Raw genomic sequence first — 23,649 nt, 5'->3', positions numbered from 1 at the left:
TCCCCTCGTCCCCAGGAGGAAGGCATGTCCTCGACCACGAGCACACCGTCCGGCGCGGCCGACCTGCACCGCGCCGTCGCGCAGGACGACGCCGACGCCGTCACGGCGGCGCTGCGCGCAGGTGCTGACGTCGACGCCCGCGACGCGGACGGGCGCACCCCGCTCCTCGCCGCCACCCGGCAGGGCTCCACCGAGCTCGCCCGCCTGCTGCTGGAGGCGGGCGCCGACCCGGACGCGCAGGACGGCATCCGCGACTCGGCGTTCCTCTACGCGGGCGCGGAGGGGCTGGACGACATCCTGCGGCTCACCCTCGAGCACGGCGCGGACGTGACGAGCACCAACCGGTACGGCGGCACCGCGCTCATCCCCGCGAGCGAGCACGGGCACGTCACCACGGTGCGCATCCTGCTGGACGCCGGCGTGCCGGTCGACCACGTCAACGACCTGTCGTGGACGGCGCTGCACGAGGCGATCGTCCTCGGCGACGGGTCCGCGGACCAGGTCGAGGTGGTGCGCCTCCTGCTCGACGCCGGGGCCGACGCCACCGTCCGCGACGGGCAGGGCGTGCTCCCGCGCGACCTGGCTTCGGAGCGCGGGTACGACGCGATCGTCGCGGAGCTCGACCGGCCGCGCTGACCCCGCTCCCCCGAGGGGCGCCCGCTCAGGCCCGGGCGACGATCGCGTCGGCGAACGCGTCGAGCGTGGCGGCCGTGCCGGAGTGCTGCATCCACAGGGACGGCTCGGCGAGCTCGAGCTCGATGACCATCGGCGTGCCGTCGTCGCCGGTCACGAGGTCCACGCGGGCGTAGAGGAACGGCTGCTCGCCGCCGACCTGCTCGCGCGCGACCGCGAGCGCCTTCTCCGCGACGTCGACCTGCTCGGCGGACGCGACCGCGGGCTCCATCCGCTCGGCGGCGTAGAGCGCCTCGCTGGCCTCCGCCGGCCCCGTGAGCAGCGCGTGCTTGCGCACCGCGTGCCGCAGCTCGCCGTCCACGAAGACGAGCCCGGTCTCCCCCGTGGTGTCCACCGACGTGACGTACGGCTGGATCATCACCGCGCGTCCCCGGTCGAGCAGGTCCACCGCGTGCTTGATCGCGAGGGCCCGCGACTGCGCCGAGACCGGCTGGTAGCGGCCCGCGTCCTGGGCACCGGCGCTGACCACCGGCTTCACGACGAAGTCGCCGAAAGCGGGCATGCGCGTGTGCACCGCGCGCTTCGACAGGTGCCGGTCGGGGTCGAGCCAGATCGTGGGGATGACGGGCACGCCCGCCTCCTCGAGGGAGCGCAGGTAGCCCTTGTCGGTGTTCCAGGCGAGCACGTCGGCCGGGTTCTCCAGGCGCGGCACCTGCCGGGCCCAGTCGAGGAACTCGTCGCGGCGCGGCGAGTAGTCCCAGGTGGAGCGCACGACGACGAGGTCGTAGACCGACCAGTCCACGTCCGGGTCGTCCCACACGACGGCTTCGGCCACCACGCCGCGGTCGGTGAGCGTCGCGAGGAGGGGGCGGTCGTCGCTGTCGAGGCGGGGCAGGGCGGAGCAGGTGGCGAGGCCGATGCGCGTCGTGGTCACGCGCCGAGCCTAGTCGGCGGCGGCCGCCGTGCCCGCCGTGCCCGCCGTGCCACCCGTGCCGTCGGTGGGCGCCGCGGCGTCCGCGGCACGGCGCAGGCCGCCGAGGATGCCGGCCGCGGTGAGGGAGCCGACGACGGTCCCGTCGGCGTCGGCCACCGGCACCCGCCCCTGGGACGAGGTCGGCAGCGCCGCCACGGCCTCGAACGCGTCGGCCAGGCTGGCGCCGAGGGGCACGGCCGGCGGCGTGGGCTGCACGACGAGGGAGGCGTCCTCCAGGTCCGCGCGCTGCACGGCGGCGAGCGCGAGCATCCGCTGGTGCGCGCCGGCGCCGACGAAGTCCCGCACGCGGTCGGTCGCGGGGTGGGCGAGGACGGTCAGCGGGGACGCGACCTGCTCCAGGTGCCCGCCGCGGGAGAGCACGGCCACCCGGTCGCCCAGGCGCACCGCCTCGTCGACGTCGTGCGTCACCAGCACCACGGTGGAGCCGACCTCCGCGAGGATGCGGGACACCTGGTTCTGCAGGTCCCGGCGCCGCTCCGGGTCGACGGCGCCGAACGGCTCGTCCATGAGGAGCACGGGCGGGTCGGTGGCCAGCGCCCGGGCCACGCCGACCCGCTGCCGCTCGCCGCCCGAGAGCTGGTGCGGGTAGCGCCGGCCGTACTGCTCCGCAGGGAGGCCGACGAGCCCGAGCACCTCGTCCACGCGGTCGCGCACGCGCTGCCGCTCCCAGCCGAGCAGCCGCGGCACGGTCGCGACGTTCGCGGCGACCGTGCGATGCGGCAGCAGGCCGACGTCCTGGATGACGTAGCCCGTGCGGCGCCGCAGCGCCACGGGGTCCATCTGCGTGACGTCCTCCCCGTCCACCAGCACGCGTCCCGACGTGAGCTCCACGAGGCGGTTGATCATCCGCAGCGTGGTCGACTTGCCGCACCCCGACGGGCCGACCAGGGCGAGCACCTCCCCGGGCTCCACGGTGAGGCTCAGCCCCTCGACCGCGACCGTGCCGTCCGGGTAGGCCTTGCGGACGGCGTCGAGCTCGATGCCGGCGGACAGCCGGGCGGGCGACCGGGTGGGCACGGTGGCGGGGGCGGGCATGGCTGCGAGGCTATCGAGGGCGTCCCACACCCCGGCCCGCGGCGCGCCGGGGCGGTGCCCGGCCCGGCGTCGGGGGCTGCCGCTACGGTCGAGCCCATGGTCACCGCCGCCGCCACCGCCGCGGACAACCCGTGGTTCTCCTGGTCGTACGTGACCGAGAACGCCGACGTGCTGTGGGCGCGCACCACCGAGCACGCGCTGCTGACGATCGAGGCGGTCGCCATCGCCGCGCTGGTCGCGATCCCCCTGGGGCTGCTCGCGTCGCGGGTGCGCTGGCTCGCGGGCCCCCTGCTCGGCACCGCCTCGATCCTCTACACGGTGCCGTCGCTCGCGCTCTTCGCGATCCTCGCGCCGATCATGGGGATCGGCCGGCAGCCGGTGCTGCTCGGCCTCGTGCTGTACGCGCTGCTCGTCATCCTGCGCAACACGGTGACCGGGCTCGACGGCGTGGACCCGGCCGCCGTGGACGCGGCCCGCGGCGTCGGGCACGGGCCGCTGCAGGTGCTGGCGCGGGTGCGGCTGCCGAACGCCCTGCCGAGCATCGTGGCCGGGCTCCGCCTGGCGACCGTCACCACCGTCGCCCTCGTCACGGTGGGCGTCGTGGTGGGCTACGGCGGCCTCGGCCAGCTGATGTTCCAGGGCTTCCGCAACAACTTCTACCGGGCGGAGATCATGACGGCGACGATCGCCTGCGTGCTGCTCGCCCTCGTCCTCGACCTGCTGCTGTGGGCCGCGGGACGAGCACTCACCCCCTGGCTGCGCGGGAGGTCCGCATGAGCGCCTTGGCACCACCCTTCGTCGCGGCGGAGGGCACGGGCGTCGTCGGCGAGGCGATCACCTACCTCAACGACCCGCTGAGCTGGACGGGGCCGGGCGGCATCCTCGAGCTCGGCCGCGAGCACCTGGCCCTCACGGCGGCGGCGGTGCTCGTCGCCGCCGCGGTGGCACTGCCCGTGGGCGCGTGGCTGGGCCACGGCCGCCGCGGCGGCGGCGTCACCGTCTGGCTCACCAACGCCAGCCGCGCCGTCCCGACCCTCGGCATCATCCTGCTGCTCGCCACGGCGGGGCTGTTCGGCGACGGCGCCACCGTCGTGGCCGCGGCCCTGTTCGCCGTCCCCGTGCTGCTCGTCAACACCTACGAGGGCGTGCGCGGGGCCGACCCGTCGGCGCGCGACGCCGCGGTGGGCCTCGGCATGCCCGGCCGGCAGGTGCTCACCCGGGTGGAGCTCCCGCTCGCCACCGCCCTCGTCGCGGCGGGGGTGCGCACCGCCGTCGTGCAGGTCAGCGCCACCGTGCCGCTCGCCGCGCTCGCCGGCGGCGGCGGGCTCGGGCAGATCATCGCGCTCGGGATGGGCACCCAGCGCTACGGGCAGGTCCTCGCGGGCGGCATCCTCGTCGCCGCCCTCGCCCTCGTGCTCGACGGCGTGTTCGCCGTGGTGCAACGCCTCGTCACTCCCGCGCCCCTGCGCGCCGCTGCCCGGCGCTGAGCAGGCCGATCCACCACAAACCGGTTGCCACCACCGGACCCCCGCGGTCGAATAGGGCGGTTCCCCTCATCTCCACCCGCACCACCCACGCCGGTCCCCTCCCACGGACGGAGAGCACGATGACCCCCCACCGCACCACCACCCTGCGCCGCACGACGGCCGCCCTGGCCGCCGTCGTCGGCGCCGCCGGGCTGCTCGCCGCCTGCGGCGACCCCGGCTCGGCCGGGGGCGGCGGATCCACGTCCGCCGCCTCGGGCGACACCGCCGCGGCCACCTGCGAGGCCGTCCCGGGCGACGCGCTCGTGGTGCTCGAGGACGACAAGAAGCTGCAGACCGTCGACAACATCATCCCGGCCGTCAACGCGGACCTCGCGTCCGAGGCGCCCGACCTGATCCCGCTGCTCGACACCGTGTCGGCCGCGCTCGACACCGACACCCTCATCGGGCTCAACAAGGCGGTCGACATCGACCGCAAGACGTCGGAGGACGTCGCCGCCCAGTTCGTCGAGGACGCCGGGCTCGCCGCCGACGACGCGTCGCAGGGCGAGGGCGTCACGGTCGCGATCGGCGCGGCGGACTTCGCCGAGAGCGCCACGCTGGGCAACATCTACGCCGACGTGCTCACGAGCGCGGGCTACGACGCGACCGTCACCACCATCGGCAACCGCGAGACCTACCTGCCGGCCCTGCTGGAGGGCAAGCAGGTGCAGATGGTGCCCGAGTACGTCGGCACCCTCACGGAGTTCCTCAACAAGGATGCCAACGGGGCCGACGCCGAGCCGAAGGCGAGCGGCGACCTGGACGCGACCGTGGCCGCGCTCACCGAGCTCGGCGACGCGGCGGGCCTGACGTTCGGCACGCCGTCCCCGGCGCAGGACCAGAACGCGTTCGCCGTCACGCAGGCGTTCGCCGAGGAGCACTCCCTCACCACCCTCAGCGACCTCGCCGAGGCCTGCGGCGGGCTCGTGCTCGGCGCCGGGCCCGAGTGCACGGAGCGGCCGTTCTGCCAGCCGGGCCTCGAGGAGACGTACGGCCTGACGTTCTCCGAGTTCCGCTCCCTGGACGCGGGCGGCCCGCTCACCAAGGCGGCGCTGCAGAAGGGCGAGATCACCCTCGGCCTGGTCTTCAGCTCGGACGGCTCCCTGTCGACCTCGGCAGGCTGACCGTTCCGAGACGGACGAAGGGCCCCGAGCGAGCTCGGGGCCCTTCGTCGTGCCGGGGTGCCGTCAGTGCTTGGCGACGGCCTTCTCGGCGCCGGCGCCGGTGAGCGAGCGGACCTCCATCTCGGCGAACTTCTCCGGGTGCGGCTTCTCCTTCGACAGGAAGGTGCCGACGATCCCGAGCAGGAAGCCCAGCGGGATGGACACGAGGCCCGGGTTCGTCAGCGGGAAGACGTCGAAGTCCGCCGACGGGAACATCGCCTTCTCGTTCCCGGACACCGTGGGCGACAGGACGATCAGCACGATGCAGGAGATCAGGCCGCCGTAGATGCTCCACAGCGCGCCCGAGGTGTTGAACCGCTTCCAGAACAGCGAGAACACGATCGTCGGCAGGTTGGCCGACGCCGCCACCGCGAACGCGAGCGCCACGAGGAACGCGACGTTCTGGTTCTGGGCGAAGATGCCGCCCACGATGGCGATGATGCCGATCACGACCACGGTCCACCGGGCGATCCGCACCTCGGAGTCGGGCTTGACGTCCCCCTTCTTGATGACGTTCGCGTAGATGTCGTGGGAGAAGCTCGCCGCCGCGGTGATCGTCAGCCCGGCCACCACGGCCAGGATCGTCGCGAAGGCGACCGCGGAGATGAGCCCGAGCAGGATCTCGCCGCCCAGGGCGAAGGCCAGCAGCGGTGCCGCCGAGTTCACCCCCCCGGGGGCGTTGTTGATCGCCTCCGGCCCCACCAGCGCGCCCGCGCCGTAGCCGAGCACCAGCGTGAACAGGTAGAAGATGCCGATCAGCCAGATCGCCCAGACCACCGAGCGCCGTGCCTCCTTGGCCGTCGGCACGGTGTAGAAGCGCATGAGCACGTGGGGCAGGCCCGCGGTGCCGAGCACCAGGGCGAGCGCGAGCGACAGGAAGCTCAGCTTGGACGTGCCGTCCACGCCGTACTGCTTGCCCGGCTCGAGCAGCGCCTGGCCGCCCGGACCGGCAGCCTCCACGGCGCCCCCGAGCAGGTCGGACAGGTTGAAGCCGAACTTGGCCAGCACCCAGACGGTCATGATGGCGGCGCCCGCGATGAGCAGCACGGCCTTGATGATCTGCACCCAGGTGGTGCCCTTCATCCCGCCGACCAGCACGTAGAGGATCATCAGCGCGCCGACCACGGCGATGACGAGGCTCTGCCCGGCGCGGCTGTCGACGCCCAGCAGCAGCGCGACGAGGCCGCCGGCGCCGGCCATCTGGGCGAGCAGGTAGAAGAAGACCACGAGCAGGGTCGCGAGGGCGGCCGCCATCCGCACCGGGCGCTGACGCAGCCGGAAGGAGAGCACGTCGGCCATCGTGAACTTGCCGGTGTTGCGCAGCAGCTCCGCCACCAGCAGGAGCGCCACGAGCCACGCGACGAGGAAGCCGATCGAGTAGAGGAAGCCGTCGTAGCCGTTGAGCGCGATGGCGCCGCAGATGCCGAGGAACGACGCGGCCGACAGGTAGTCGCCCGCGATGGCGGTGCCGTTCTGCGGGCCGGTGAAGTTGCGGCCGCCGGCGTAGAAGTCGGCGGCGGACTTGTTCTGCCGGGAGGCCCGGAACACGATCACCAGGGTGACCAGGACGAACGCCCCGAAGATGCCGATGTTCACCCAGGGGTTGCCGATGTCCGTGGCCTCGGCGGCGGAGACGACGGGGGTCCCCGCGAGGGTCTGGGTCACGATGCCGCTCACAGCTCGCCCTCCTCGATCTCACGGCGCAGCGCGTCGGCCCGCGCGTCGAACTTCTTGTTCGCCCAGCGGGCGTAGAGCATGGTGATGACGAACGTGGAGACGAACTGCCCGAGCCCGAACAGCAGCCCCACCGTGATGTTGCTGTCGCCCAGCCGGATGCTCATGAAGTCGTGGGCGTAGTTGGCGAGCAGGACGTAGACGAAGTACCAGACGAGGAACAGCGCCGTCATCGGGAACACGAAGTTCCGGAAGGCGCGCCGCAGCCCCTGGAACTCGTCCGACCGCTGCACCCGTTGGTACTCGGTCTCTCCCGGTGGCGGCCCCGCGGTGGACAGGTCGCTCATGATGCCTCCGTTGGCTCAGGCGTCCGACGGGGCCACGCTGCCCCGTTCGAGAACGTTTCGCGTGGCACACCTTGCTAGAGCCGAGCCGTGTGGCGCAAGTCACTTCCCGGGCGCGTCCGCAGGTCGGCGGCGCGTCGGTCCGGGAGCCGGGCTCAGCGGCGCACGTACTCCAGGTCGGTCGCGCCCCGGCCCGCGGCGGAGCCCTTCTTCTCGAAGCTCGTGAGCACGCGCCCCTCGAAGCGCGGCGCGCGCTCCCCGGGCCCGTGGGCGTTGCGGAAGGCGTCGGAGGCCTCGAGCACCTCGAGCATCTGGTCGGCGTAGTGCGACCAGTCGGTGGCGAGCCGCCACACCCCGCCGGGCCGCAGCACGCGGGCGACGACCTCGGCGAACGCCGGCGTGACGAGCCGCCGCTTCTGGTGCCGGGACTTGTGCCACGGGTCGGGGAAGAAGACCCACAGCTCGTCGACCGACGCCTCCGGCAGCGCCGTGGCCAGCAGCTCCGCGGCGTCCGCCTGGACCAGCCGGAGGTTGTCGAGCTCGCTGCCGGGCGCGCCGCCGTCCCGTCCGGGGTCGGCACCCGCGTGCCCGGCGCGCACGATCGTCTGGGCCAGGCCAGGCGTGTACACCTCGACGGCGAGGTGGTCGCGCTCGGGGTGCGCGGCGGCCGCCGCGACGATCGCCTCGCCCTGCCCGGACCCGATCTCCACGACCAGCGGGGCGGTGCGGCCGAAGACCCGCGCCGGGTCGAACGTCCAGGACGGGTCGACGGACGTCACCGCGGCACCGCGCGGCACGTCGACGAGGTACCGGTCGCGTCGGGTGTCCCACGCCTTGCCCTGCGCGGTCGTGAGGCGCGCGCTGCGCCGCACGAAGCTCACGGGCTGGCGGCGGTAGCGCGGGTCGACGGGCTCAGACGTCACGGGATCAGGCACGCCCCCAGGGTAAGCGGGGCACCGGGCGCCCAAAATCAGGCACCCAGAATCAGGCACCCAGAATCAGGCACCGAGTGTCAGGCGCCGGTGCTCAGGAGCTGAGCTCCACGAGCGCGAGCAACGCCGTGCCGTACGCCTCGGCGGGGTCGGCCGCTATGAAGGTCCGCGCCTCGCCGAGCAGCTCCACCTCGACGTCGTAGCGCTCCGCCCCGCCCTGCTCCCCCGCGCCCGGCGTGGTGCGGGTCAGCCCCCGGAAGGTGGAGCGCAGCAGGTCGCGCAGCTGGTCCTCGCGCGGCAGCCACAGCGCGTCCTCGATGGCCACCGAGTCGAGCGCCCACTCGGTGGTGCCGTTGAACCCGAGGATGGTGCCGGTCGGATAGTCGTGCGCCTCGATCGTCATCGTGCTGACGGTGAACACCTCGGCGGACAGGTCGGCGGCGTCGATGCGGAACCGGTCGCCGTCGGCGGGGCGCCACACCAGCCCCGCGTCGCGCAGCCGGGCCGCAAGCTCGGTGGAGATCATCGCCCCATCCTGGCCCCTCACCCGAGACCGAGCACGCGCTGCACGAACCAGACGAGCCCCACGACGGCGACGGCGGCGGCGACCACCGCCGTGACCCACCGCCCCGCCCGCGGCGCCCGCCGACGCAGCAGCACCAGCAGCGGGAAGAGCACGGCGATGATGCCGAGCTGCACCGCCTCGATGCCCACGTTGAAGACGAGCAACGACCCGAGCAGCCCCCACGACCAGGGCTCGTCGAGGCCCAGCGCGCCCGCGAAGCCCAGCCCGTGCACGAGGCCGAAGGCGAACACGACGGCGATCTGGGTGACGTCGGACCTCGACAGGTCGTGCCAGCGCCGCCAGACCTGCCGACGTGGCTCGGTCGCGACGTCGCCCAGCACCTCGAGCCGCGGCGGCGCGCCCGGCCGCACGGCCCAGAGGTGCCCGGCGGCCACGGCGGCGATCGAGAGCGCGATGACCGGCTCGACCACCGCGCCGGGCGCGCTCACGGCGCCGGTCGCCGCGAGGAGGAACGTCACGGAGTGCGCCACGGTGAACGACGTCGCCACCAGGACGACGTCGCGCAGGCGACGGGAACCGACGATCAGGGCCAGCAGGAAGAGCAGGTGGTCGGGGCCGAGCAGCAGATGCTCCGCGCCGAGCACGAAGAACTCCCCCAGCCGGTGCCACGTGCCCTGCCCGCCCGTCGTGACGGTCGGGTGGGCCGGCGTGAGCACCGCCGAGCCCGCCTCGCCGTCGAGGTCGTAGGTCACCATCGTCTCGGTGGTGTGCACGAACGACTCGGCGTCCGGGAAGAGGGCGCTGAACAGCGTGTGCGTCCCGGGGCGTCCGCCGTCCCCGGCGGGGCACGCGTAGTCGAGCGCGACCGTGGCGTAGGCCTTCCCGCCCCGGTCGCCGACCGTGGGGGCCGCCGCGAGCGCCGGGGCGCAGAGGTCGTCGCCCGCCGCCACCTGGAACCGCTCCGTGACGTAGGCGGCGACCTCGTCGGCGTGCTCGGCGAGCTGGGCCACCTGCGCTGCCGGGCCGCGCGCGTCATAGGCCTCGGCCGTGAGCCACGCGGACTTCATGAGCAGGTCGTACTCGAGGTCGAGCTCGACGTGCACGTCGGTGTCGTCGCCCGCCGTGACCCGCGCGTACGCGTCGGTCGTGGCGTCGTGGGCCACGGCCGGGCCGGCCGCGACGACCGTGCCGACGACCGTGCCGACGACCGTGCCCACGACGGTGAGCCCGAGGACCGCCAGGACGGCGCCGCGACGCGACGCCGTCCTGGCCGGGGTGGTGGACGTCACCGCTTGCCGCCCCGAGTGGTGAAGAAGGCCGGCTCGGCGGCGGCGACGCCGCCGCCGCGCGTGGTGGCCGTGACGATCCACGCGTACTGCCTGTCCCGCTCGAGCCGGTCCCAGCGGACGGACGCGACGTCCCCCGAGGCCACGGCCTTCGTCCCGATCACCCGCGTCGGGGCGTAGACCGCGAGCGAGTCGGTGACCAGCGACGTGGTGCGGGTGGTGAGGTCCACGGGAAGCACCATGTTGTCGGCCGTCGAGTCGTACCTGGCCAGCGGGTCCCACTCGTCGGCCCCGAAGTCGTCGAGGAACGGCGAGTAGGTGTCGACGCTCATCTCGGCCCGGGCGACGTCGAACTGCAGCAGCCGGAAGTACGAGGCGCCGAACCGCAGCCGCTCGGCCGGGTCGTAGCCGCCGATCGTGCCGAGGCCCACCCGCTCGGCGGGCACCGTGAAGGCCTGGTAGTCCGCGAGCAGCTCCACCACGCCGTTCGCGATCTCGCCGACCGGCTTCACGTTGGTCGTGACGCCGTGCACGTGCCCGGCCAGCACGAGGAACACGTTGTCGTTCGGCTCGACCACGTACTTGTACAGCGGCGAGCCGTCCGGGGCGGCGAAGCCCGCGTTCCGGCCGTCCTTCTGCGTGCTGGCGGCGAGGTACGCGTGGGTCATGAGGATGCCGTTGCGGTCGGGGTACCGCTCGAAGATCCCGTCGGCCCACTCCGCCTCCTCGCGGGTGACGCCGTACCCCATGCCGACGGCGACGAAGTCCAGCCCGCCCGCGGAGAACAGGACGTAGTGGTTGGAGTTGTCGCCCTCGCGCCAGGAGCGGTACTCGGCGTCCTCCCAGGACTCGGCCGCGGCCTCGTACCGGTCGGGGCCGAAGTACTGGTTGTACAGGTCGGCGCCGCCGTCCGCCCCGGACCAGTTGTCGTGGTTGCCCGCGACGGCGGAGTTGGGGATGCCGTCGATCTTCGCCTGCTGACGCGAGGAGACCTCGAACTCGCCCGTGACCTGGTCCCGCATGGCGTCGTCCTGCGGCTCACGGATGTTGTTCTCGATGAGGTCACCGGTGTGCGAGACGAACGAGATCTTGCGCTCGTCGGCGTTCGCGGCGATCCACTCGGTCACGCCCGCGTACGCGGACTCCCAGATCTCCCGTTCCTCGGCGGTCTCCTGCTCGACCGCGCCCTCGGACAGGTACTGGGTGTCCGTCAGGTGCGCGATGGAGAAGTCGAAGTCCGCGGGGTCGGCGAAGCCCTCGGGGCCGGCGTCGAGGTCGTCGGCGAACGGGTCGGTGGCCGTCACCATGACGTGCACGACGCCGCGGTCGCGGTGCTCCGGACCGGCCGGCGCCACCAGCACCGTGTCGCCGTCGGCGGAGCCGCGCGACGCCGCGAGCGCGTCCCACGCCTTCGCCTTCGTGTCCCACACCAGCAGCGAGACCTCGCGCGCCGGGTCGGCCGTGCCGCTCCAGCGCACCACCGGGTGCTCCTCGCGGGACTTCACGCGGACGTCGAACCGCTGGTAGGCGACGGCGTCGGCCTGCGGGGAGGCGAGGGTCTTCCCGTCGCCGGCCGCCAGGCCCTTCGCGGACGCCTTCTTCGCGCCGCGGGGGTCGAGCTCCGTCGGGACGGCGTCGGCCGTGCCCTGCCGGACCTCGCCCGGCAGCAGCACGTCCGCCTGGGCGAACGTCGCCGTGACGGTGCCGTCGTCCGGGCCGGCGACACGGGCCGACAGCGTCACCGGAGAGTCGACGTCGGTCGTGCCGCCGGCGGGGGCGAGGTCGGTCGGGACGTCGGGCACTCCGGCGCTCGTGAAGGTGATCTCGCGCGTCGCCGTGTTGCCGAGCGAGTCCGCGGTCGCCACCTCGAGGGTGTGCTCGCCCGCGGTCAGCCCCGGGCCGACCGGAGCGCCCAGCGCGACGGCCTCGCCGTCGAGCGTGACCTCCGCGTCCCCGACCACCCCGTGCGCGTCGTCGAGCTCCACCGCGAGCGGCACGGCGGACGTGATCCGCGCGCCGTCGGCCGGGGCGGACGACGCGACCCGCGGCGCCGAGTTGTCCGTCTCCAGGACGCGCGTGGCGGTCTCGCCGGTGGTGGACACCGCCGCGAGCTCGTGCTCCCCGTCCTTCAGGTCCGCGGTGTTCACGTCCGCGCGCACGCCGCGCGCCGGGGCGTCCACCAGGAAGTGCAGGTCGACCTGGCGGAAGGAGTTGAGGTTCGAGCCGCAAGTGCCGTCGCCGAGCCCGTACGACGCCGCCGCGTTCTGCTGCTGCGCCGTGCCGTCCGCCGGCGCCAGGACGACGTCGGAGACGGTGAAGTCGTCGAGGTTGCAGTCGTTCGCGAACGCGCCCGTGACCACGTCGATCTCGTTCCAGCCGGGCAGGAGCCACTCGTTCGGGAACGTGATCTCCCCGCGCCCGCCGACGATGGTCTGGTCGATGCGGCGCTCGATGCCGTTGATCCGCAGCGCGTTGGTCGCGGAGCCGTCGAGCGAGTTGGACCCGACGACGAACGAGACCGTGGCCTCGCCGTGCCCCAGGGCGGGGAACGCGGTCACGCCGGGCGCGTCGATCGTCCACACCAGCTCGACCTTCGCCAGCGCGGTGCCGGACGAGCCGCAGCTCCCGTCGCCCATGGCGTAGGAGGCCTGCAGGTCGGCCGGCGGGGTGACCGTGCCGTCCGCGAGGCTCAGCGCCAGGCCCGACGCCGTGAAGTCGTCGAGGTTCGCCCCGCACGACGCGGAGACGTCGCCCGCCACCAGCGCGATCGTGTTCTCGCCCGGGTGCAGCAGGCGGTTCGGCACGCCCACCTGGACCCGCTCGGAGACGAGGTCGCGGCCGCCGTCGCCGCGCAGGTCGAGCCGGGTGCCGTTGACGAGCAGGTGGTTCTGGTAGCGCGTCTCGATCGCGTTCGTGCCGACGTCGAACGAGAACACCGACACCCCGTCGCCGAGGGTCACCGGGCCGGCGGCGGGCTCGCCGTCGACCGTCAGCGCGGCGGTGCCGCCGTCGCCGTCGGCGGGTGCGGACGCCGTGACGCTCTGCACCCCGCGCGTGAGCGTCCCGTCCTCCGGGGCAAGCGCCGGTGCGCCGACCGGGGAGTTGTTCACGCGCACCGTGTGGGTGGAGGTGGCCCCCGAGCGGGTCGTCGCGACCACCTCGTGCGCGCCGTTGGCGAGCGTCGTCGTGTCGACGTCGGTGGCGAGCCCCGTGGTCGCACCCGGCGCGGACCCGACCTCGAACGTCGCCGTCGCCTCCTTGACGGAGGAGGTGTTGCTGCCGCAGGAGCCGTCGCCCATCGAGTAGCCGAAGGAGTTCCCGGCGTCACCGGCGGTCTCGCCGAGCAGCTCGAGCTGCAGCTCCGAGATCACGAAGTCGTCGAAGTTCACGCCGCACGACGAGTCCAGGCCGCCCGCGTGGACCTCGACCGTGTTGGTGCCCTGGACGAGCCACTCGTTCGGCACGGGGACGGAGACGCGCTCCGACACCCAGGTGCGGTCCTGCTCGACGCGGTGGCCGTTGACCACGAGGTAGTTGCCGAACGCGACGTCCGCGGAGTTGCTCCCGACGTCGAACGTCAGGGCGGACGTGCCCGTCGTCGCCTGGAGGCCGGGCAGGTCCGCGCCGTCCACGGTGATCCGGCCGACCGGGTCGCCCGCGGTGGTCGGGTCGGCCGCGAACCGCACCGTGCCCTCGACGTGGGCGCCGTCCTCCGGGGCCAGCGTGGGCGCCGTGCCGGGCTTCCCGGGCTTGCCCGGCTTCTTCCCGCGCTCCGCGGGCGCGCCCTCCGGCCAGCCGGGGAAGCCGGGGAACCGGTCGGCCGCCGCCGTCGCGACCGGGTCGGGTGTCTCGGGAGCCGCCGTGGCGGGCGCGACGCCGGCGCCGGGGAGCGCCAGCGCCGCGGCCACCAGACCGGCGGCGAGGGTGGACGCCCGCAGGCGTCGCGAGGGGTTCGGCCGCATCAGCGTGCCGTCCTTCCTGTCGTCGATGAGGGAAGGGCGCTCCCGCCAGGCAGCCCGGGCTCACCCGGGACCACAGCGTGGCGGCGGCGGGTGAACTCCCCGGTGCGTGCCGGGGGCGACCGGGAGAACTCTGGACGACCACTGGACGCCACCTGCTCCGGGCACGACGAAGCCCCGCCCGGCGCTGCCGGACGGGGCTTGGTGGTGCGCCATCAGGGACTCGAACCCCGAACCCGCTGATTAAGAGTCAGCTGCTCTGCCAATTGAGCTAATGGCGCGTGGCCAGAGGACGCCCGCAGGCTCGCACCAGGAGGTCCTCACGCGACGAGGTCCCCGCGGTACGGGGACCTCGTGCTGGTGCGCCATCAGGGACTCGAACCCCGAACCCGCTGATTAAGAGTCAGCTGCTCTGCCAATTGAGCTAATGGCGCTGGCGGGGTGAAACATTACCAGCCGTGCGGGGCTGCAGAGAAACCGTCGCAGCCGGTCAGCGCTGTGACCTGCACGACAGGTCACCGGAACGCCTGGTGGCCGGTCAGGTGCCGGCCCAGGATCAGGGTGTGCACCTCGTCCGTGCCCTCGTACGTGCGCACCGCCTCGAGGTTCGCGGCGTGCCGCATCGGCGAGTGCTCCAGGGTGATGCCGTCGCCCCCGAGCACGGTGCGGGCGGTCCGGGCGACCTCGATCGCGGACCGCACGTTCGCCAGCTTGCCGGCCGAGATCTGGTGCGGCTCCAGCCGCCCGTCGTCCTTGAGCCGCCCGAGCCGCAGCGCCAGGAGCTGCGCCCGGGACACCTCCAGGGCCATGTCGACCAGCTTCGCCTGCGTGAGCTGGAACGCCGCGAGCGGGCGGCCGAACTGGACCCGTTCCCCCGCATGCCGCAGGGCGGCGTCGAGGCTGTCGCGCGCGGCCCCGGCCGCGCCCCACGCGATGCCGTAGCGCGCCTCCGCCAAGCAGGCGAACGGCCCGGCCAGGCCGGGGTGCTCCGGCAGGACGGCGTCGGCGGGCAGCCGGACGTCGTCGAGCACGACGTCGCACTGGACCGACGCACGCAGCGACAGCTTCGGCTCGATGGGCGTCGCGACGAAGCCGGGCGTCGTCGTCGGGACGAGGAAGCCGCGCACCCGCGGCCGCGCCTCCTCGACGCCCTCGGTCGGGTCGGAGGCACGCGCCCACACCACGGCGACGTCGGCGACCGACGCGAGCCCGATCCACCGCTTGCGTCCCGACAGCACCCACTCGTCGCCGACGCGCGCCGCCGTCGTCGTCATCGAGGCGGGGTCGGAGCCGGCGCCGGGCTCGGTGAGCGCGAAGCACCCGATCGTCTCGCCCGCCGCCATCCCCGGCAGCCAGCGCTCCCGCTGCGCGGGCGACCCGTGCTTCGCGATCGCGGTCATCGCGAGCGAGCCCTGCACCGAGACGAAGGTGCGGATCCCGGAGTCCCCCGCCTCCAGCTCCGCCATCGCCAGGCCGTACTCGACCGCCGACCGGCCCGCGCAGCCGTGGCCGTGCAGGTGCATGCCGAGCAGCCCCGCCTCGGCGAGGCGGGGCACCAGGTCGAGCGGGAACACGCCGTCCGCGAACCAGCGCGCGACGTGCGGGCGGACGTGCTCGTCGACCAGCGCCCGCACCCGGTCGCGGGTCTCGCGCTCGGTCGGGCTGAGCTCGTCGTCGAGCGCCAGCAGGTCCAGGGGGTCACCCGTCATGACGTCACTGTGGCAGACGCCACCGTGCCGGCGGCGAACGTCAGAGGTACAGGCCGGTCGCGCCGCCCTCGTCCTCGGTCTCCGTGACGCCGTGCACGTCGCGCTCGCGCAGCAGCACGTAGTCCGTGCCGCCGAGGTCCACCTCGGCCCGGTCCTCCGGGTCGTAGAGCACGCGGTCGCCCACGGCGACCTGGCGCACGTGCTCGCCCTTGGCCACCACCTGCGCCCACGCGAGGCGCTTGGCCCCTGCCGCGGTCGCGGGGATCACGAGGCCCGCCGTCGACTGCCGCTCCGCCGAGTCCACCTCCGGCTGCACCAGCAGGCGGTCGTGCAGCATGCGGATGGGCAGCGGCTTGCTGTCGGGCGTGGTGCGGGGCGCGCGGTCGGTCACGGGCTCCACGCTAGACGACCCGGGCGTCTAGGCTCGACGCCGAGCGCGCGCCCGCGAACCTGCCGCGAACCCTGTGGCCGCGCACCGCACGACCCCGACACCTTGGAGCACCCGTGACCCGTCTCGCCGTCGGCGACGCCGCCCCCACCCTCGAGCTGCCCGCCGTCCTGCCCGACCCCGACGGCACCGGCCGCACCACCGGCACGTTCTCCCTGGCCGAGGCGCTCGCCGAGCCCGGCCGCCAGGGCGTCGTCGTGTACTTCTACCCCGCCGCGATGACGCCGGGCTGCACCACCGAGGCGTGCGACTTCCGCGACTCCCTCGCCTCCCTGCAGGGCGCCGGCTACGCCGTCGTCGGCGTCTCGCCGGACGGCGTCGACAAGCTCGCGACGTTCGCCGAGCGCGACGCCCTGACCTTCCCCCTCCTCGCCGACACCGAGCACGAGGCGCTCGAGGCCTGGGGCGCGTGGGGGGAGAAGAAGAACTACGGCAAGACGTACGTGGGCGTCATCCGCTCCACGGTCGTCGTCGACCCGGAGGGCAAGGTCGCCGTCGCGCAGTACAACGTCAAGGCCACCGGCCACGTCGCCCGGGTGCGCAAGACGCTCGGCCTCGACTGAGCGAGCGGGCGCGGGCAGCCGCCGCGCCCTCAGGACGCGAGCACGGCGCTCGGGGGCGGGACGGGCTTGCCGAGCCGGACGACGCCGTCCACGGCATCGCCCTGCCGCGCGAACCCCTCGCTCTCGTAGAGCCTGAGGTTGCGCTCGCTGCGCGCGCCGGTGCTCAGCACCACCCGCTCGTACCCCGGCGCGAGGCCGGCCTGAGCGCGACGCAGCAGCCATCGCCCGACGCCGGCGCCGCGCACGTCGGGCGCCACGGCGAGGCGGCCGACGTGCGCCTCCGTGCCCTCGCGCCGGGTGCGGACCATCCCGAGCAGCCGCCCGTCGCGCCACAGCCCCGTGACGTCCCAGTCCGACAGCCAGCGCCGCACGTCGCCGAGGGTCTCGTGCAGCGGCGCCAGCGCGAGGGTGTCGTTGGCCAGCGCCTCCTCGACCCAGCAGCAGCGCTGGAGCACCACCACCTCCGCCGCGTCGCGGGGCGTCAGGCGCCGGACGTACGAGCCCGGGACCGGGCCCTCGTCGGCCCCGTCGGCCGCCGCCTCGCGCAGCGGACGCAGGGCCTGCGCCAGCCGGGCGACCTCGTGCAGCACGCGGGGGGCCGCGCCGTCCCACCGCGCGTCGGGCCGGACGCGTCCGTCCTCGACGGCGTCGCCGATCCGGAGCGCGACGGTCGCCCCGGCCGGTACGAGCCGCAGCGTGGTCACGACCTGCTTGGCATGCTGGACGGAGCGGGTCCCGGCCGACGTGTTTCCGTAGCTGACGAAGCCGATCGGCTTCCACGCCCACTCCCGGCCCAGGTAGTCCAGCGCGTTCTTGAGCGTGGCCGGCATGCCGAAGTTGTACTCGGGCGTCACCACGACGAAGCCGTCCACCGCATCCACCAGCGCACTCCACCTCCGGGTGTGCGCCTCCCGGTAGACGCCCGACGACGGGTGCTCCTCCTCGTCGAGGAGGGGCAGGGCGAGATCCGCGAGCGACACGGGGACCAGCTCGACGCCGAGGCGCGCCGCGTCCGGTGCGACGGTGCGGCCGAACCACTCCGCGACCGCCGGACCCAGGGCCCCGGGCCGGGTGCTGCAGGTGAGGAGCATGACGCGCACAGGATTCGTTGACACGTTGATGAACGTAGATCCTAGAATGATGACATGTCAACGACTTCGCGTGACGCGCGGCCCGGGTCGGCCGCGCCCTGGCTCGACGAGCACCAGGAACGCGCCTGGCGGGCCTTCCGGCGGATGACGACCTCCGTCCGCGCGGGCACCGCGCGAGACCTCGCCGACACCGGCCTCTCGGAGCCCGACTACGAGGTGCTGAGCACGCTCGTCGAGCGCCCCGGGACCACCAGCACCCTGCACGAGCAGGCCGCGAAGATGGGGTGGTCGCGCAGCAGGTTGTCGCGGCACTCGAGCCGCATGGAGGTCCGTGGGCTCATCGCCCGGGCACCCGACCCCGCGGACGGCCGAGGCTGCCTGCTCGTCCTCACGGCGGCCGGGCGCGAGGCGCTGCGCGCCGCGACGCCGACCCACCTGGAGTCCGTCCGCCGACGGTTCGCCGACCGCCTCGACGCGGACGACCTGCGCGACCTGCTGCGCATCGCGGACAAGCTCGGTGACAGGTCTGAGGAGGCCGCTCCCCTCGACGGCTGACCGCGTCGGGCGGGCCCGGTGCCGGAGACGGGAGTCGAACCCGCACGCCCTGGGGCACGGCGATCTAAACGCCGCATGTCTGCCTGTTCCATCACTCCGGCTTGGCGCGCGTCAGTCTAGGCGAACGACGACGGCCGCCCCGGATCTCTGCGGGGCGGCCGTCGCGGGTGCTGCGGGCGGTGCGGCGATCAGGCCTGGGGCGAACCGTTGTTCGCGGCGGCGATCTGGGCGCGGACCTCGTCCATGTCGAGGCCCTTGACGGCGTCCACGACCTGCTTGAGCGCAGGCGCGGGCAGCGCGCCGGCCTGGTTGAAGACGAGCACACCCTCGCGGAACGCCATGAGCGTCGGGATGGCGCTCACGCCCGCGGCGGCGGCAATGCGCTGGTTCGCCTCGGTGTCGAGCTTCGCGTGCACGACGTCCGTGTTCTCCTCGGACGAGGCCTCGAAGACGGGGCCGAACTGCTTGCACGGGCCGCACCACTCGGCCCAGAAGTCGACCAGCACGATGTCGTTGTCGGTGACGGTCTTCTCGAACGTGTCGTCGGTGAGCTCGACGGTGGCCATGGGTGTCCTTCCGATGGGGGTCTCCTCGGCACAGCATCGGCGCCGCCCCCAGTATTCCCGTCACGGCCTGCCCGCGCGCTGGCCCGCCGTCCGGGCTGGTAGAAACGACATGTGACGGACACGGCCGAGTTCCCCCCCGACGACGAGTTCTATCCCGACGAGTCGCAGCCCGCGGGCTGGCTCACGCCGGAGGACCTCGCCGCCGTGCGGGCGCAGCTCCCGCTGGTCTACGTCGACGCCGTGCCCGTGCGCGTGGACGACTCGGGCGACGTGGTCGCCGTCGGGCTGCTGCTGCGCGTCACCCCGCTCGGCACCATGACGCGCGCGCTCGTCTCCGGACGCGTGCTGTACCACGAGCGGGTGCGCGACGCCCTGCTGCGGCACATCGAGAAGGACCTCGGGCCGGTCGCGCTGCCGCAGGTCCCGGCGTCGCCGCAGCCGTTCACGGTGGCGGAGTACTTCCCCACGCCCGGTATCACGCCGTACCACGACCCCCGCCAGCACGCCGTCTCCCTGGCGTACGTCGTACCGGTGACGGGCGACTGCCGCCCGCAGCAGGATGCGCTCGACCTCGCGTGGCTCACCCCCGAGGAGGCGTGCAGCGACACCGTGCAGGCGGAGATGATCCACGGGCAGGGCACGATCGTGAAGCAGGCGATGGCCTGGGTGGGTCGCCTGTCGTGAGCCGGCGGGCGGCGGGCGCCGCGCACCTGCTCGTCGCCGTCCCCGCGCTCGGCGGAGTGCTCATGGAGCTCGTCGTCGCGCTGGTCGACGGGCCGGGCGCGGCAGGCACGATGGCCGAGCGGCTCGTCCGGCTGTTCTCGTACTTCACGATCCTGTCGAACGTCGGCATCGGCGTCGTGTCCGTGCTCCTCGCCGTCGACCCGACCCGCGACGGCCGTCTGCTGCGCGTCGCGCACCTCGACGCCCTGCTGTGCATCGTCGTCACCGGCATCGTCTACAACACCGTCCTGGCGGGCACGGTGGAGGGCCTCACGCAGGCGGGCCAGCTGTCCAACGCGCTGCTGCACGTGGCGTCCCCCGTGCTCGCGGTGGTCGTGTGGCTGCTCGCCGGCCCGCGGCCGCGGGTGGACGCGCGGACGGTGGGCTGGTCCGTCGTCGGGCCGCTCGCCTGGATCGCGTACTCCTTCGTGCGCGGCGGGATGGTCGGCTGGTACCCGTACCCCTTCCTCGACGTGGGCGCGCTGGGCCTCGCGCGGGCGCTCGTCAACGCGGGCCTCGTCGCGGCGATGTTCCTCCTGCTCGCGCTCGTCGCGCGCTGGGCGGACCGGCGGCTGCCCGCCGCGCCGGGCGGGCGATGAGTTCCCGGTCCCGCGCTGGCCCCACCCGGGGCGGACCGGGTCAGGCCCCCAGGTCCAGCACGGGCCAGTCCGCCAGGTCCGCGCGCATCCGCCGGTCGTGGGTGGCGACGACGACGGCGGCGGGGGTGGCGACCAGGGCCCGGGTCAGCTCGTCCACGAGGTCCACGGACAGGTGATTGGTCGGCTCGTCGAGCAGCAGCAGGTGCGGCGCGTGCAGCAGCGCCCGCGCGAGCTCGAACCGACGCCGCTGCCCGGCCGACAGCTCCGCCAGCGGCCGCTCGAGGTCCTCCTCGCTCAGCAGCCCCACCGCCGCCACCGGCACGACGTGCTCCGGGTCCAGCTCGCCGCGCTCCAGCAGCCCGAGCGCCTCGGCGGCGTAGGCGTCGAATCCGGTCTGCGGCGCGTCCTCGCCCCGCGTGGCGCCGGAGGGACGCGCGGGCGCCGCCTCCTGGACCACGACGCCCAGCCGGGCGCCGGGCGTGACCGAGCGGGTGCCGCGGGCCAGCGCCATCCGGCCCGCGAGCGCCGCGAGCAGCGTCGACTTCCCCGTCCCGTTCGGCCCGACGACCAGCAGCCGGCCCGACGGCGGCACCGCGACGCGGGTGCCGGGCAGGTCGAGCCGCACGCCGCCGTCGTCGGCCAGCACCCGCGGCGAGCGCAGCTCGACCAGGGGATCGCCCGGGTCCCACCCCGGCGACATCGACGGCAGGTCCGGGAACGTGAGTCGCGCCGGCGGCACGGGGACCTCGACGGCCTCGGCCTCGAGCTTCTCGATCAGCCGGTCGGCGGCCTTGACGTGGATGCGGGCCCGCGTCGCGCGGCGGTGCTTCTGCGACCCCTTGGGCGGCCGCCACTCGTCGGACAGCCCCTCGTACGACGCGTCCAGCCGCTCGGCGAGCACGCGGGCGCGCTCCTGCTCCGCGCGGTAGCGCTGCCGCCACCGGTGCAGGGCCTGGTTCTTCGCGAACCGGTACGCGAGGTAGCCCGGCTGCCCGTACAGGACGGGCTTGCCGTCCATCGACGGGTCGAGGTCGAGGATGGCGGTCGCGACGTCGTCGAGCAGCTCGCGGTCGTGCGTCACGACCACGACGCCGCCCTGCCACGCGACCAGCTCGCCGGTGAGGAACTCGATCGCGGAGTCGTCGAGGTGGTTGGTGGGCTCGTCGAGGAGCAGGAGGTCGGCGCGCTCCGCGAGCCGGCACGCGAGGCGCACCCGGTACCGCTGCCCCACGGACAGGGTGTCGAGGCGCCGGTCGGGGTCGCGCACCGCGCCGAGGCGGGTGAGCGCGACGTCGACCCGGCGGTCCGCGTCCCACGCGGCCAGGTGCTCGGCACGGGCCAGCAGCCCGGACAGGCGGCGAAGGTCCCCGGTCTCGTGGTCGAACGACGCGGCCTCCTTCTCGATCTCGGCCGCGAGCGCACGCAGGTCGGCGAGCGTGCGCCGCACGAGGTCGCCCACCGTCTCCCCCGACGTCGTCGCGAGCTCCTGCTCCACCAGCGCGACGCTCCCCTTGCGCCGGAGCTCTCCGCGGCCCGGCCTGAGGTCGCCGGCCAGGAGGTGCAGCAGGGTCGACTTGCCGGACCCGTTCTCCCCCACCACGCCGAGGCGGGTGCCGTCGGAGACGCGGAGGCTCACGCCGTCGAGCACGGGTCGGCCGGGGTAGGCGAACGCGAGGTCCGTGGCGGTGAGCTGCACCGGACAACCCTACGTGCGGCTCGCATAGGGTGGCCGCATGACTTCCCCCGCTTCCGAGGCCGCCACGCCTGATGTCACCCTCCGCGCCGACGGTCGCACGCCCTCCCAGCTCCGCCCCGTCACGATCACGCGCGGCTGGACCCAGAACGCCGAGGGCTCCGTGCTGGTGGAGTTCGGCAGCACCCGCGTGCTGTGCACGGCCTCGTTCACCGAGGGCGTGCCGCGCTGGAAGAAGGGGTCCGGCGAGGGCTGGGTCACCGCGGAGTACGCGATGCTCCCCCGCGCGACGAACGAGCGCAGCCAGCGCGAGTCGGTCAAGGGCAAGATCGGCGGCCGCACGCACGAGATCTCCCGCCTCATCGGCCGCGCGCTACGCGCCGTCGTCGACGTCTCCGCCCTCGGCGAGAACACGATCGTCCTCGACTGCGACGTCCTCCAGGCCGACGGCGGCACCCGCACCGCGGCCATCACGGGCGCGTACGTCGCGCTCGCCGACGCCGTCGCGTGGGGCACCCGCCACGGCCACGTCACCGGCGGCAAGAAGGTCCTCACGGACTCCGTCGCGGCCGTCAGCGTCGGCATCATCGACGGCAGCCCGATGCTCGACCTGCCCTACGTCGAGGACGTGCGGGCCGAGACGGACATGAACGTCGTGACGACGGGCTCGGGCACGTTCGTCGAGGTGCAGGGCACCGCCGAGCACGCGCCGTTCGACCGCGCCGAGCTCGACGCCCTCCTCGACCTCGCCGTCGCCGGCACCGCCGAGCTCACCGAGCTCCAGCGCGCCGCGCTGGCGCAGGAGCTGTGACGATGCCCGACGCGACCGTGACCGTCCCCGCCGGCGCCCGCCTCGTGCTGGCCACGCACAACCGCGGCAAGCTCACCGAGCTGCGCGCGATCCTGCGCGATCAGCCCGGCCTGGACGCCCTGCCCGACGAGGCCGTGGTGTCGGCGGCCGACGTCGGCGCCCCCGAGCCGGTCGAGGACGGCGTGTCGTTCGTCGAGAACGCGCTGATCAAGGCCCGCGCGCTGGCCGCGGCGACCGGCCTGCCCGCCGTCGCGGACGACTCCGGCCTCAGCGTCGACGTCATGGGCGGCGCGCCCGGCATCTTCTCCGCCCGCTGGTCGGGAAGTCACGGCGACGACGAGGCGAACCTCCGGCTCCTCCTCGCCCAGCTGGGCGACGTGCACGACGAGCACCGCGCGGCGGCGTTCGTGTGCGCGGCCGCGCTCGTGACCCCGGACGGCCGCGAGGAGGTGTGCCTCGGCGAGATGCCCGGCACCCTCGTGCGCGCCCCGCGCGGGAGCAACGGCTTCGGCTACGACCCGATCCACGTGCCCGTCGAGCAGGCCCCGGCCGCCGACGGCACGCCCGGCGCGCGCACGTCGTCCGAGCTCACCCCGGCGGAGAAGAACGCCATCAGCCACCGCGGCAAGGCGTTCCGCGCCCTCGCGCCGGCGGTCGCCGAGGCCCTCGCCTGACCACCTGCCCGTTGTGGGGGTGGGTTTTTGTTTTTTTTTTGCTTCGAAACAAGGACAAACCCCCACCCCCCCCCCCCCCCAGGGGTTCTCTTTTTTTTCTCCCCCCTCCCTCCCCCCCCAACCCCCCCCTCCTTGGCTGTTATCT

General features: G+C 74.1%; 23 protein-coding genes and 3 tRNA genes. 10 read left to right on the top strand and 16 right to left on the bottom strand.

From position 1 onward, the window contains the following. Nucleotides 1–24 precede the first annotated feature (24 nt). Nucleotides 25–636, top strand: a complete 612-nt coding sequence (locus ACFCZN_RS03050; RefSeq protein WP_430555771.1) for an ankyrin repeat domain-containing protein — start codon at nucleotides 25–27, stop codon at nucleotides 634–636. A 25-nt stretch (nucleotides 637–661) separates the two neighbouring features. On the opposite strand, the gene ACFCZN_RS03045 is transcribed toward ACFCZN_RS03050, so the two are convergent. After that, nucleotides 662–1,567: an ATP-grasp domain-containing protein gene (locus ACFCZN_RS03045; RefSeq protein WP_429762409.1), complete on the bottom strand. Its 906-nt coding sequence runs from the start codon at nucleotides 1,565–1,567 to the stop codon at nucleotides 662–664. 9 nt (nucleotides 1,568–1,576) lie between these two features. Beyond that, nucleotides 1,577–2,662, bottom strand: coding sequence for an ABC transporter ATP-binding protein (locus ACFCZN_RS03040; RefSeq protein WP_430555770.1), 1,086 nt, complete (start codon nucleotides 2,660–2,662; stop codon nucleotides 1,577–1,579). Nucleotides 2,663–2,758: 96 nt separating this feature from the next. On the opposite strand from ACFCZN_RS03040, the gene ACFCZN_RS03035 reads away from it, so the two are divergent. The 3 genes from ACFCZN_RS03035 (at nucleotide 2,759) to ACFCZN_RS03025 (ending at nucleotide 5,312) form a co-directional block, all read left to right on the top strand. Further along, nucleotides 2,759–3,439: an ABC transporter permease gene (locus tag ACFCZN_RS03035; RefSeq protein ID WP_429762411.1), complete on the top strand. Its 681-nt coding sequence runs from the start codon at nucleotides 2,759–2,761 to the stop codon at nucleotides 3,437–3,439. Continuing rightward, nucleotides 3,436–4,149 carry an ABC transporter permease gene (locus ACFCZN_RS03030; protein ID WP_429762412.1) on the top strand — a complete coding sequence of 238 codons (714 nt, stop codon included), beginning with the start codon at nucleotides 3,436–3,438 and terminating at the stop codon, nucleotides 4,147–4,149. Before ACFCZN_RS03035 ends, ACFCZN_RS03030 begins: the two co-directional genes overlap by 4 nt. Before the next feature lie 119 nt (nucleotides 4,150–4,268). Beyond that, nucleotides 4,269–5,312 carry a glycine betaine ABC transporter substrate-binding protein gene (locus tag ACFCZN_RS03025; protein ID WP_429762413.1) on the top strand — a complete coding sequence of 348 codons (1,044 nt, stop codon included), beginning with the start codon at nucleotides 4,269–4,271 and terminating at the stop codon, nucleotides 5,310–5,312. A 63-nt stretch (nucleotides 5,313–5,375) separates the two neighbouring features. Here ACFCZN_RS03025 and ACFCZN_RS03020 read toward each other — a convergent pair whose 3' ends face one another. The 10 genes from ACFCZN_RS03020 to ACFCZN_RS02975 all read right to left on the bottom strand — a co-directional run bounded on the left by ACFCZN_RS03020 (nucleotide 5,376) and on the right by ACFCZN_RS02975 (nucleotide 16,118). Continuing rightward, the gene (locus ACFCZN_RS03020) at nucleotides 5,376–7,016 is read right to left on the bottom strand and encodes a solute symporter family protein (RefSeq protein WP_429762688.1); all 1,641 of its coding nucleotides are present in this window, start codon (nucleotides 7,014–7,016) and stop codon (nucleotides 5,376–5,378) included. Nucleotides 7,017–7,024: 8 nt separating this feature from the next. Next, nucleotides 7,025–7,372, bottom strand: coding sequence for a DUF485 domain-containing protein (locus ACFCZN_RS03015; protein WP_429762414.1), 348 nt, complete (start codon nucleotides 7,370–7,372; stop codon nucleotides 7,025–7,027). Nucleotides 7,373–7,524: 152 nt separating this feature from the next. Next, a complete protein-coding gene (trmB, locus tag ACFCZN_RS03010) occupies nucleotides 7,525–8,304 on the bottom strand; it encodes a tRNA (guanosine(46)-N7)-methyltransferase TrmB (RefSeq protein ID WP_430555769.1) in 780 nt (259 codons plus the stop codon). Nucleotides 8,305–8,395: 91 nt separating this feature from the next. Further along, nucleotides 8,396–8,827, bottom strand: a complete 432-nt coding sequence (locus ACFCZN_RS03005; RefSeq protein WP_430555768.1) for a pilus assembly protein CpaE — start codon at nucleotides 8,825–8,827, stop codon at nucleotides 8,396–8,398. 17 nt (nucleotides 8,828–8,844) lie between these two features. After that, on the bottom strand, nucleotides 8,845–10,116 hold the full coding sequence (locus ACFCZN_RS03000) for a HupE/UreJ family protein (RefSeq protein ID WP_430555767.1): 1,272 nt from the start codon (nucleotides 10,114–10,116) through the stop codon (nucleotides 8,845–8,847). Then, a complete protein-coding gene (locus tag ACFCZN_RS02995) occupies nucleotides 10,113–14,075 on the bottom strand; it encodes a metallophosphoesterase (protein WP_430555766.1) in 3,963 nt (1,320 codons plus the stop codon). Before ACFCZN_RS02995 ends, ACFCZN_RS03000 begins: the two co-directional genes overlap by 4 nt. 202 nt (nucleotides 14,076–14,277) lie before the next feature. Continuing rightward, nucleotides 14,278–14,353 (bottom strand) — tRNA-Lys (locus ACFCZN_RS02990). A gap of 77 nt (nucleotides 14,354–14,430) precedes the next feature. Continuing rightward, a tRNA-Lys gene (locus ACFCZN_RS02985) sits at nucleotides 14,431–14,506 on the bottom strand. Nucleotides 14,507–14,587: 81 nt separating this feature from the next. Next, nucleotides 14,588–15,781 (bottom strand): acyl-CoA dehydrogenase family protein, encoded by a 1,194-nt coding sequence (locus ACFCZN_RS02980; protein ID WP_430555765.1) that lies wholly within the window; start codon nucleotides 15,779–15,781, stop codon nucleotides 14,588–14,590. Between the two features lie 40 nt (nucleotides 15,782–15,821). Next, nucleotides 15,822–16,118: a GroES family chaperonin gene (locus tag ACFCZN_RS02975; protein ID WP_429762689.1), complete on the bottom strand. Its 297-nt coding sequence runs from the start codon at nucleotides 16,116–16,118 to the stop codon at nucleotides 15,822–15,824. 167 nt (nucleotides 16,119–16,285) lie between these two features. Between ACFCZN_RS02975 and ACFCZN_RS02970 the strand changes: the two genes are divergently transcribed. Next, nucleotides 16,286–16,792 carry a peroxiredoxin gene (locus tag ACFCZN_RS02970; RefSeq protein ID WP_430555764.1) on the top strand — a complete coding sequence of 169 codons (507 nt, stop codon included), beginning with the start codon at nucleotides 16,286–16,288 and terminating at the stop codon, nucleotides 16,790–16,792. A 29-nt stretch (nucleotides 16,793–16,821) separates the two neighbouring features. Here ACFCZN_RS02970 and ACFCZN_RS02965 read toward each other — a convergent pair whose 3' ends face one another. Next, nucleotides 16,822–17,907, bottom strand: coding sequence for a GNAT family N-acetyltransferase (locus ACFCZN_RS02965; RefSeq protein ID WP_430555763.1), 1,086 nt, complete (start codon nucleotides 17,905–17,907; stop codon nucleotides 16,822–16,824). 30 nt (nucleotides 17,908–17,937) lie between these two features. On the opposite strand from ACFCZN_RS02965, the gene ACFCZN_RS02960 reads away from it, so the two are divergent. Next, entirely contained in the window at nucleotides 17,938–18,438 is a 501-nt protein-coding gene (locus ACFCZN_RS02960) for a MarR family winged helix-turn-helix transcriptional regulator (protein WP_429762422.1), read from the top strand. A gap of 19 nt (nucleotides 18,439–18,457) precedes the next feature. Here ACFCZN_RS02960 and ACFCZN_RS02955 read toward each other — a convergent pair. Both ACFCZN_RS02955 and trxA read right to left on the bottom strand, forming a co-directional pair. Then, a tRNA-Leu gene (locus ACFCZN_RS02955) sits at nucleotides 18,458–18,539 on the bottom strand. 87 nt (nucleotides 18,540–18,626) lie between these two features. Further along, nucleotides 18,627–19,004 (bottom strand): thioredoxin, encoded by a 378-nt coding sequence (trxA, locus tag ACFCZN_RS02950; protein WP_429762423.1) that lies wholly within the window; start codon nucleotides 19,002–19,004, stop codon nucleotides 18,627–18,629. 111 nt (nucleotides 19,005–19,115) lie between these two features. On the opposite strand from trxA, the gene ACFCZN_RS02945 reads away from it, so the two are divergent. Beyond that, entirely contained in the window at nucleotides 19,116–19,688 is a 573-nt protein-coding gene (locus tag ACFCZN_RS02945) for an NUDIX hydrolase family protein (RefSeq protein WP_429762424.1), read from the top strand. Further along, complete coding sequence (locus ACFCZN_RS02940; protein ID WP_430555762.1) at nucleotides 19,685–20,326, top strand: Pr6Pr family membrane protein; 642 nt, start codon at nucleotides 19,685–19,687, stop codon at nucleotides 20,324–20,326. The genes ACFCZN_RS02945 and ACFCZN_RS02940 overlap by 4 nt, the downstream gene beginning before the upstream one ends. A 40-nt stretch (nucleotides 20,327–20,366) precedes the next feature. Here ACFCZN_RS02940 and ACFCZN_RS02935 read toward each other — a convergent pair whose 3' ends face one another. Continuing rightward, nucleotides 20,367–22,022 (bottom strand): ATP-binding cassette domain-containing protein, encoded by a 1,656-nt coding sequence (locus tag ACFCZN_RS02935; protein ID WP_430555761.1) that lies wholly within the window; start codon nucleotides 22,020–22,022, stop codon nucleotides 20,367–20,369. Between the two features lie 37 nt (nucleotides 22,023–22,059). Between ACFCZN_RS02935 and rph the strand changes: the two genes are divergently transcribed. Both rph and rdgB read left to right on the top strand, forming a co-directional pair. Continuing rightward, nucleotides 22,060–22,830 carry a ribonuclease PH gene (gene rph, locus ACFCZN_RS02930; protein WP_430555760.1) on the top strand — a complete coding sequence of 257 codons (771 nt, stop codon included), beginning with the start codon at nucleotides 22,060–22,062 and terminating at the stop codon, nucleotides 22,828–22,830. 2 nt (nucleotides 22,831–22,832) lie between these two features. Next, on the top strand, nucleotides 22,833–23,504 hold the full coding sequence (rdgB, locus tag ACFCZN_RS02925) for an RdgB/HAM1 family non-canonical purine NTP pyrophosphatase (protein ID WP_430555759.1): 672 nt from the start codon (nucleotides 22,833–22,835) through the stop codon (nucleotides 23,502–23,504). Nucleotides 23,505–23,649: the final 145 nt, after the last annotated feature.

It is taken from the genome of Isoptericola sp. NPDC056134, assembly GCF_042264825.1.
Classification (GTDB): Bacteria; Actinomycetota; Actinomycetes; order Actinomycetales; family Cellulomonadaceae; genus Isoptericola; species Isoptericola nanjingensis.
The sequence above is the reverse complement of the archived record's forward strand: the minus strand, read 5'-3'. Positions and strand labels throughout refer to the sequence as shown.

Bases quoted from the DNA above. Each gene is read 5' to 3' on its own strand.
- ACFCZN_RS02980 (WP_430555765.1), bottom strand. From the start codon at position 15,781: ATGACGGGTGACCCCCTGGACCTGCTGGCGCTCGACGACGAGCTCAGC.
- ACFCZN_RS03030 (WP_429762412.1), top strand. From the start codon at position 3,436: ATGAGCGCCTTGGCACCACCCTTCGTCGCGGCGGAGGGCACGGGCGTC.
- ACFCZN_RS02960 (WP_429762422.1), top strand. From the start codon at position 17,938: ATGTCAACGACTTCGCGTGACGCGCGGCCCGGGTCGGCCGCGCCCTGG.
- ACFCZN_RS03040 (WP_430555770.1), bottom strand. From the start codon at position 2,662: ATGCCCGCCCCCGCCACCGTGCCCACCCGGTCGCCCGCCCGGCTGTCC.
- ACFCZN_RS02975 (WP_429762689.1), bottom strand. From the start codon at position 16,118: ATGCTGCACGACCGCCTGCTGGTGCAGCCGGAGGTGGACTCGGCGGAG.
- ACFCZN_RS03050 (WP_430555771.1), top strand. From the start codon at position 25: ATGTCCTCGACCACGAGCACACCGTCCGGCGCGGCCGACCTGCACCGC.
- ACFCZN_RS03025 (WP_429762413.1), top strand. From the start codon at position 4,269: ATGACCCCCCACCGCACCACCACCCTGCGCCGCACGACGGCCGCCCTG.
- ACFCZN_RS03015 (WP_429762414.1), bottom strand. From the start codon at position 7,372: ATGAGCGACCTGTCCACCGCGGGGCCGCCACCGGGAGAGACCGAGTAC.
- ACFCZN_RS03035 (WP_429762411.1), top strand. From the start codon at position 2,759: ATGGTCACCGCCGCCGCCACCGCCGCGGACAACCCGTGGTTCTCCTGG.
- ACFCZN_RS03005 (WP_430555768.1), bottom strand. From the start codon at position 8,827: ATGATCTCCACCGAGCTTGCGGCCCGGCTGCGCGACGCGGGGCTGGTG.
- trxA (WP_429762423.1), bottom strand. From the start codon at position 19,004: ATGGCCACCGTCGAGCTCACCGACGACACGTTCGAGAAGACCGTCACC.
- rph (WP_430555760.1), top strand. From the start codon at position 22,060: ATGACTTCCCCCGCTTCCGAGGCCGCCACGCCTGATGTCACCCTCCGC.
- ACFCZN_RS02995 (WP_430555766.1), bottom strand. From the start codon at position 14,075: ATGCGGCCGAACCCCTCGCGACGCCTGCGGGCGTCCACCCTCGCCGCC.
- rdgB (WP_430555759.1), top strand. From the start codon at position 22,833: ATGCCCGACGCGACCGTGACCGTCCCCGCCGGCGCCCGCCTCGTGCTG.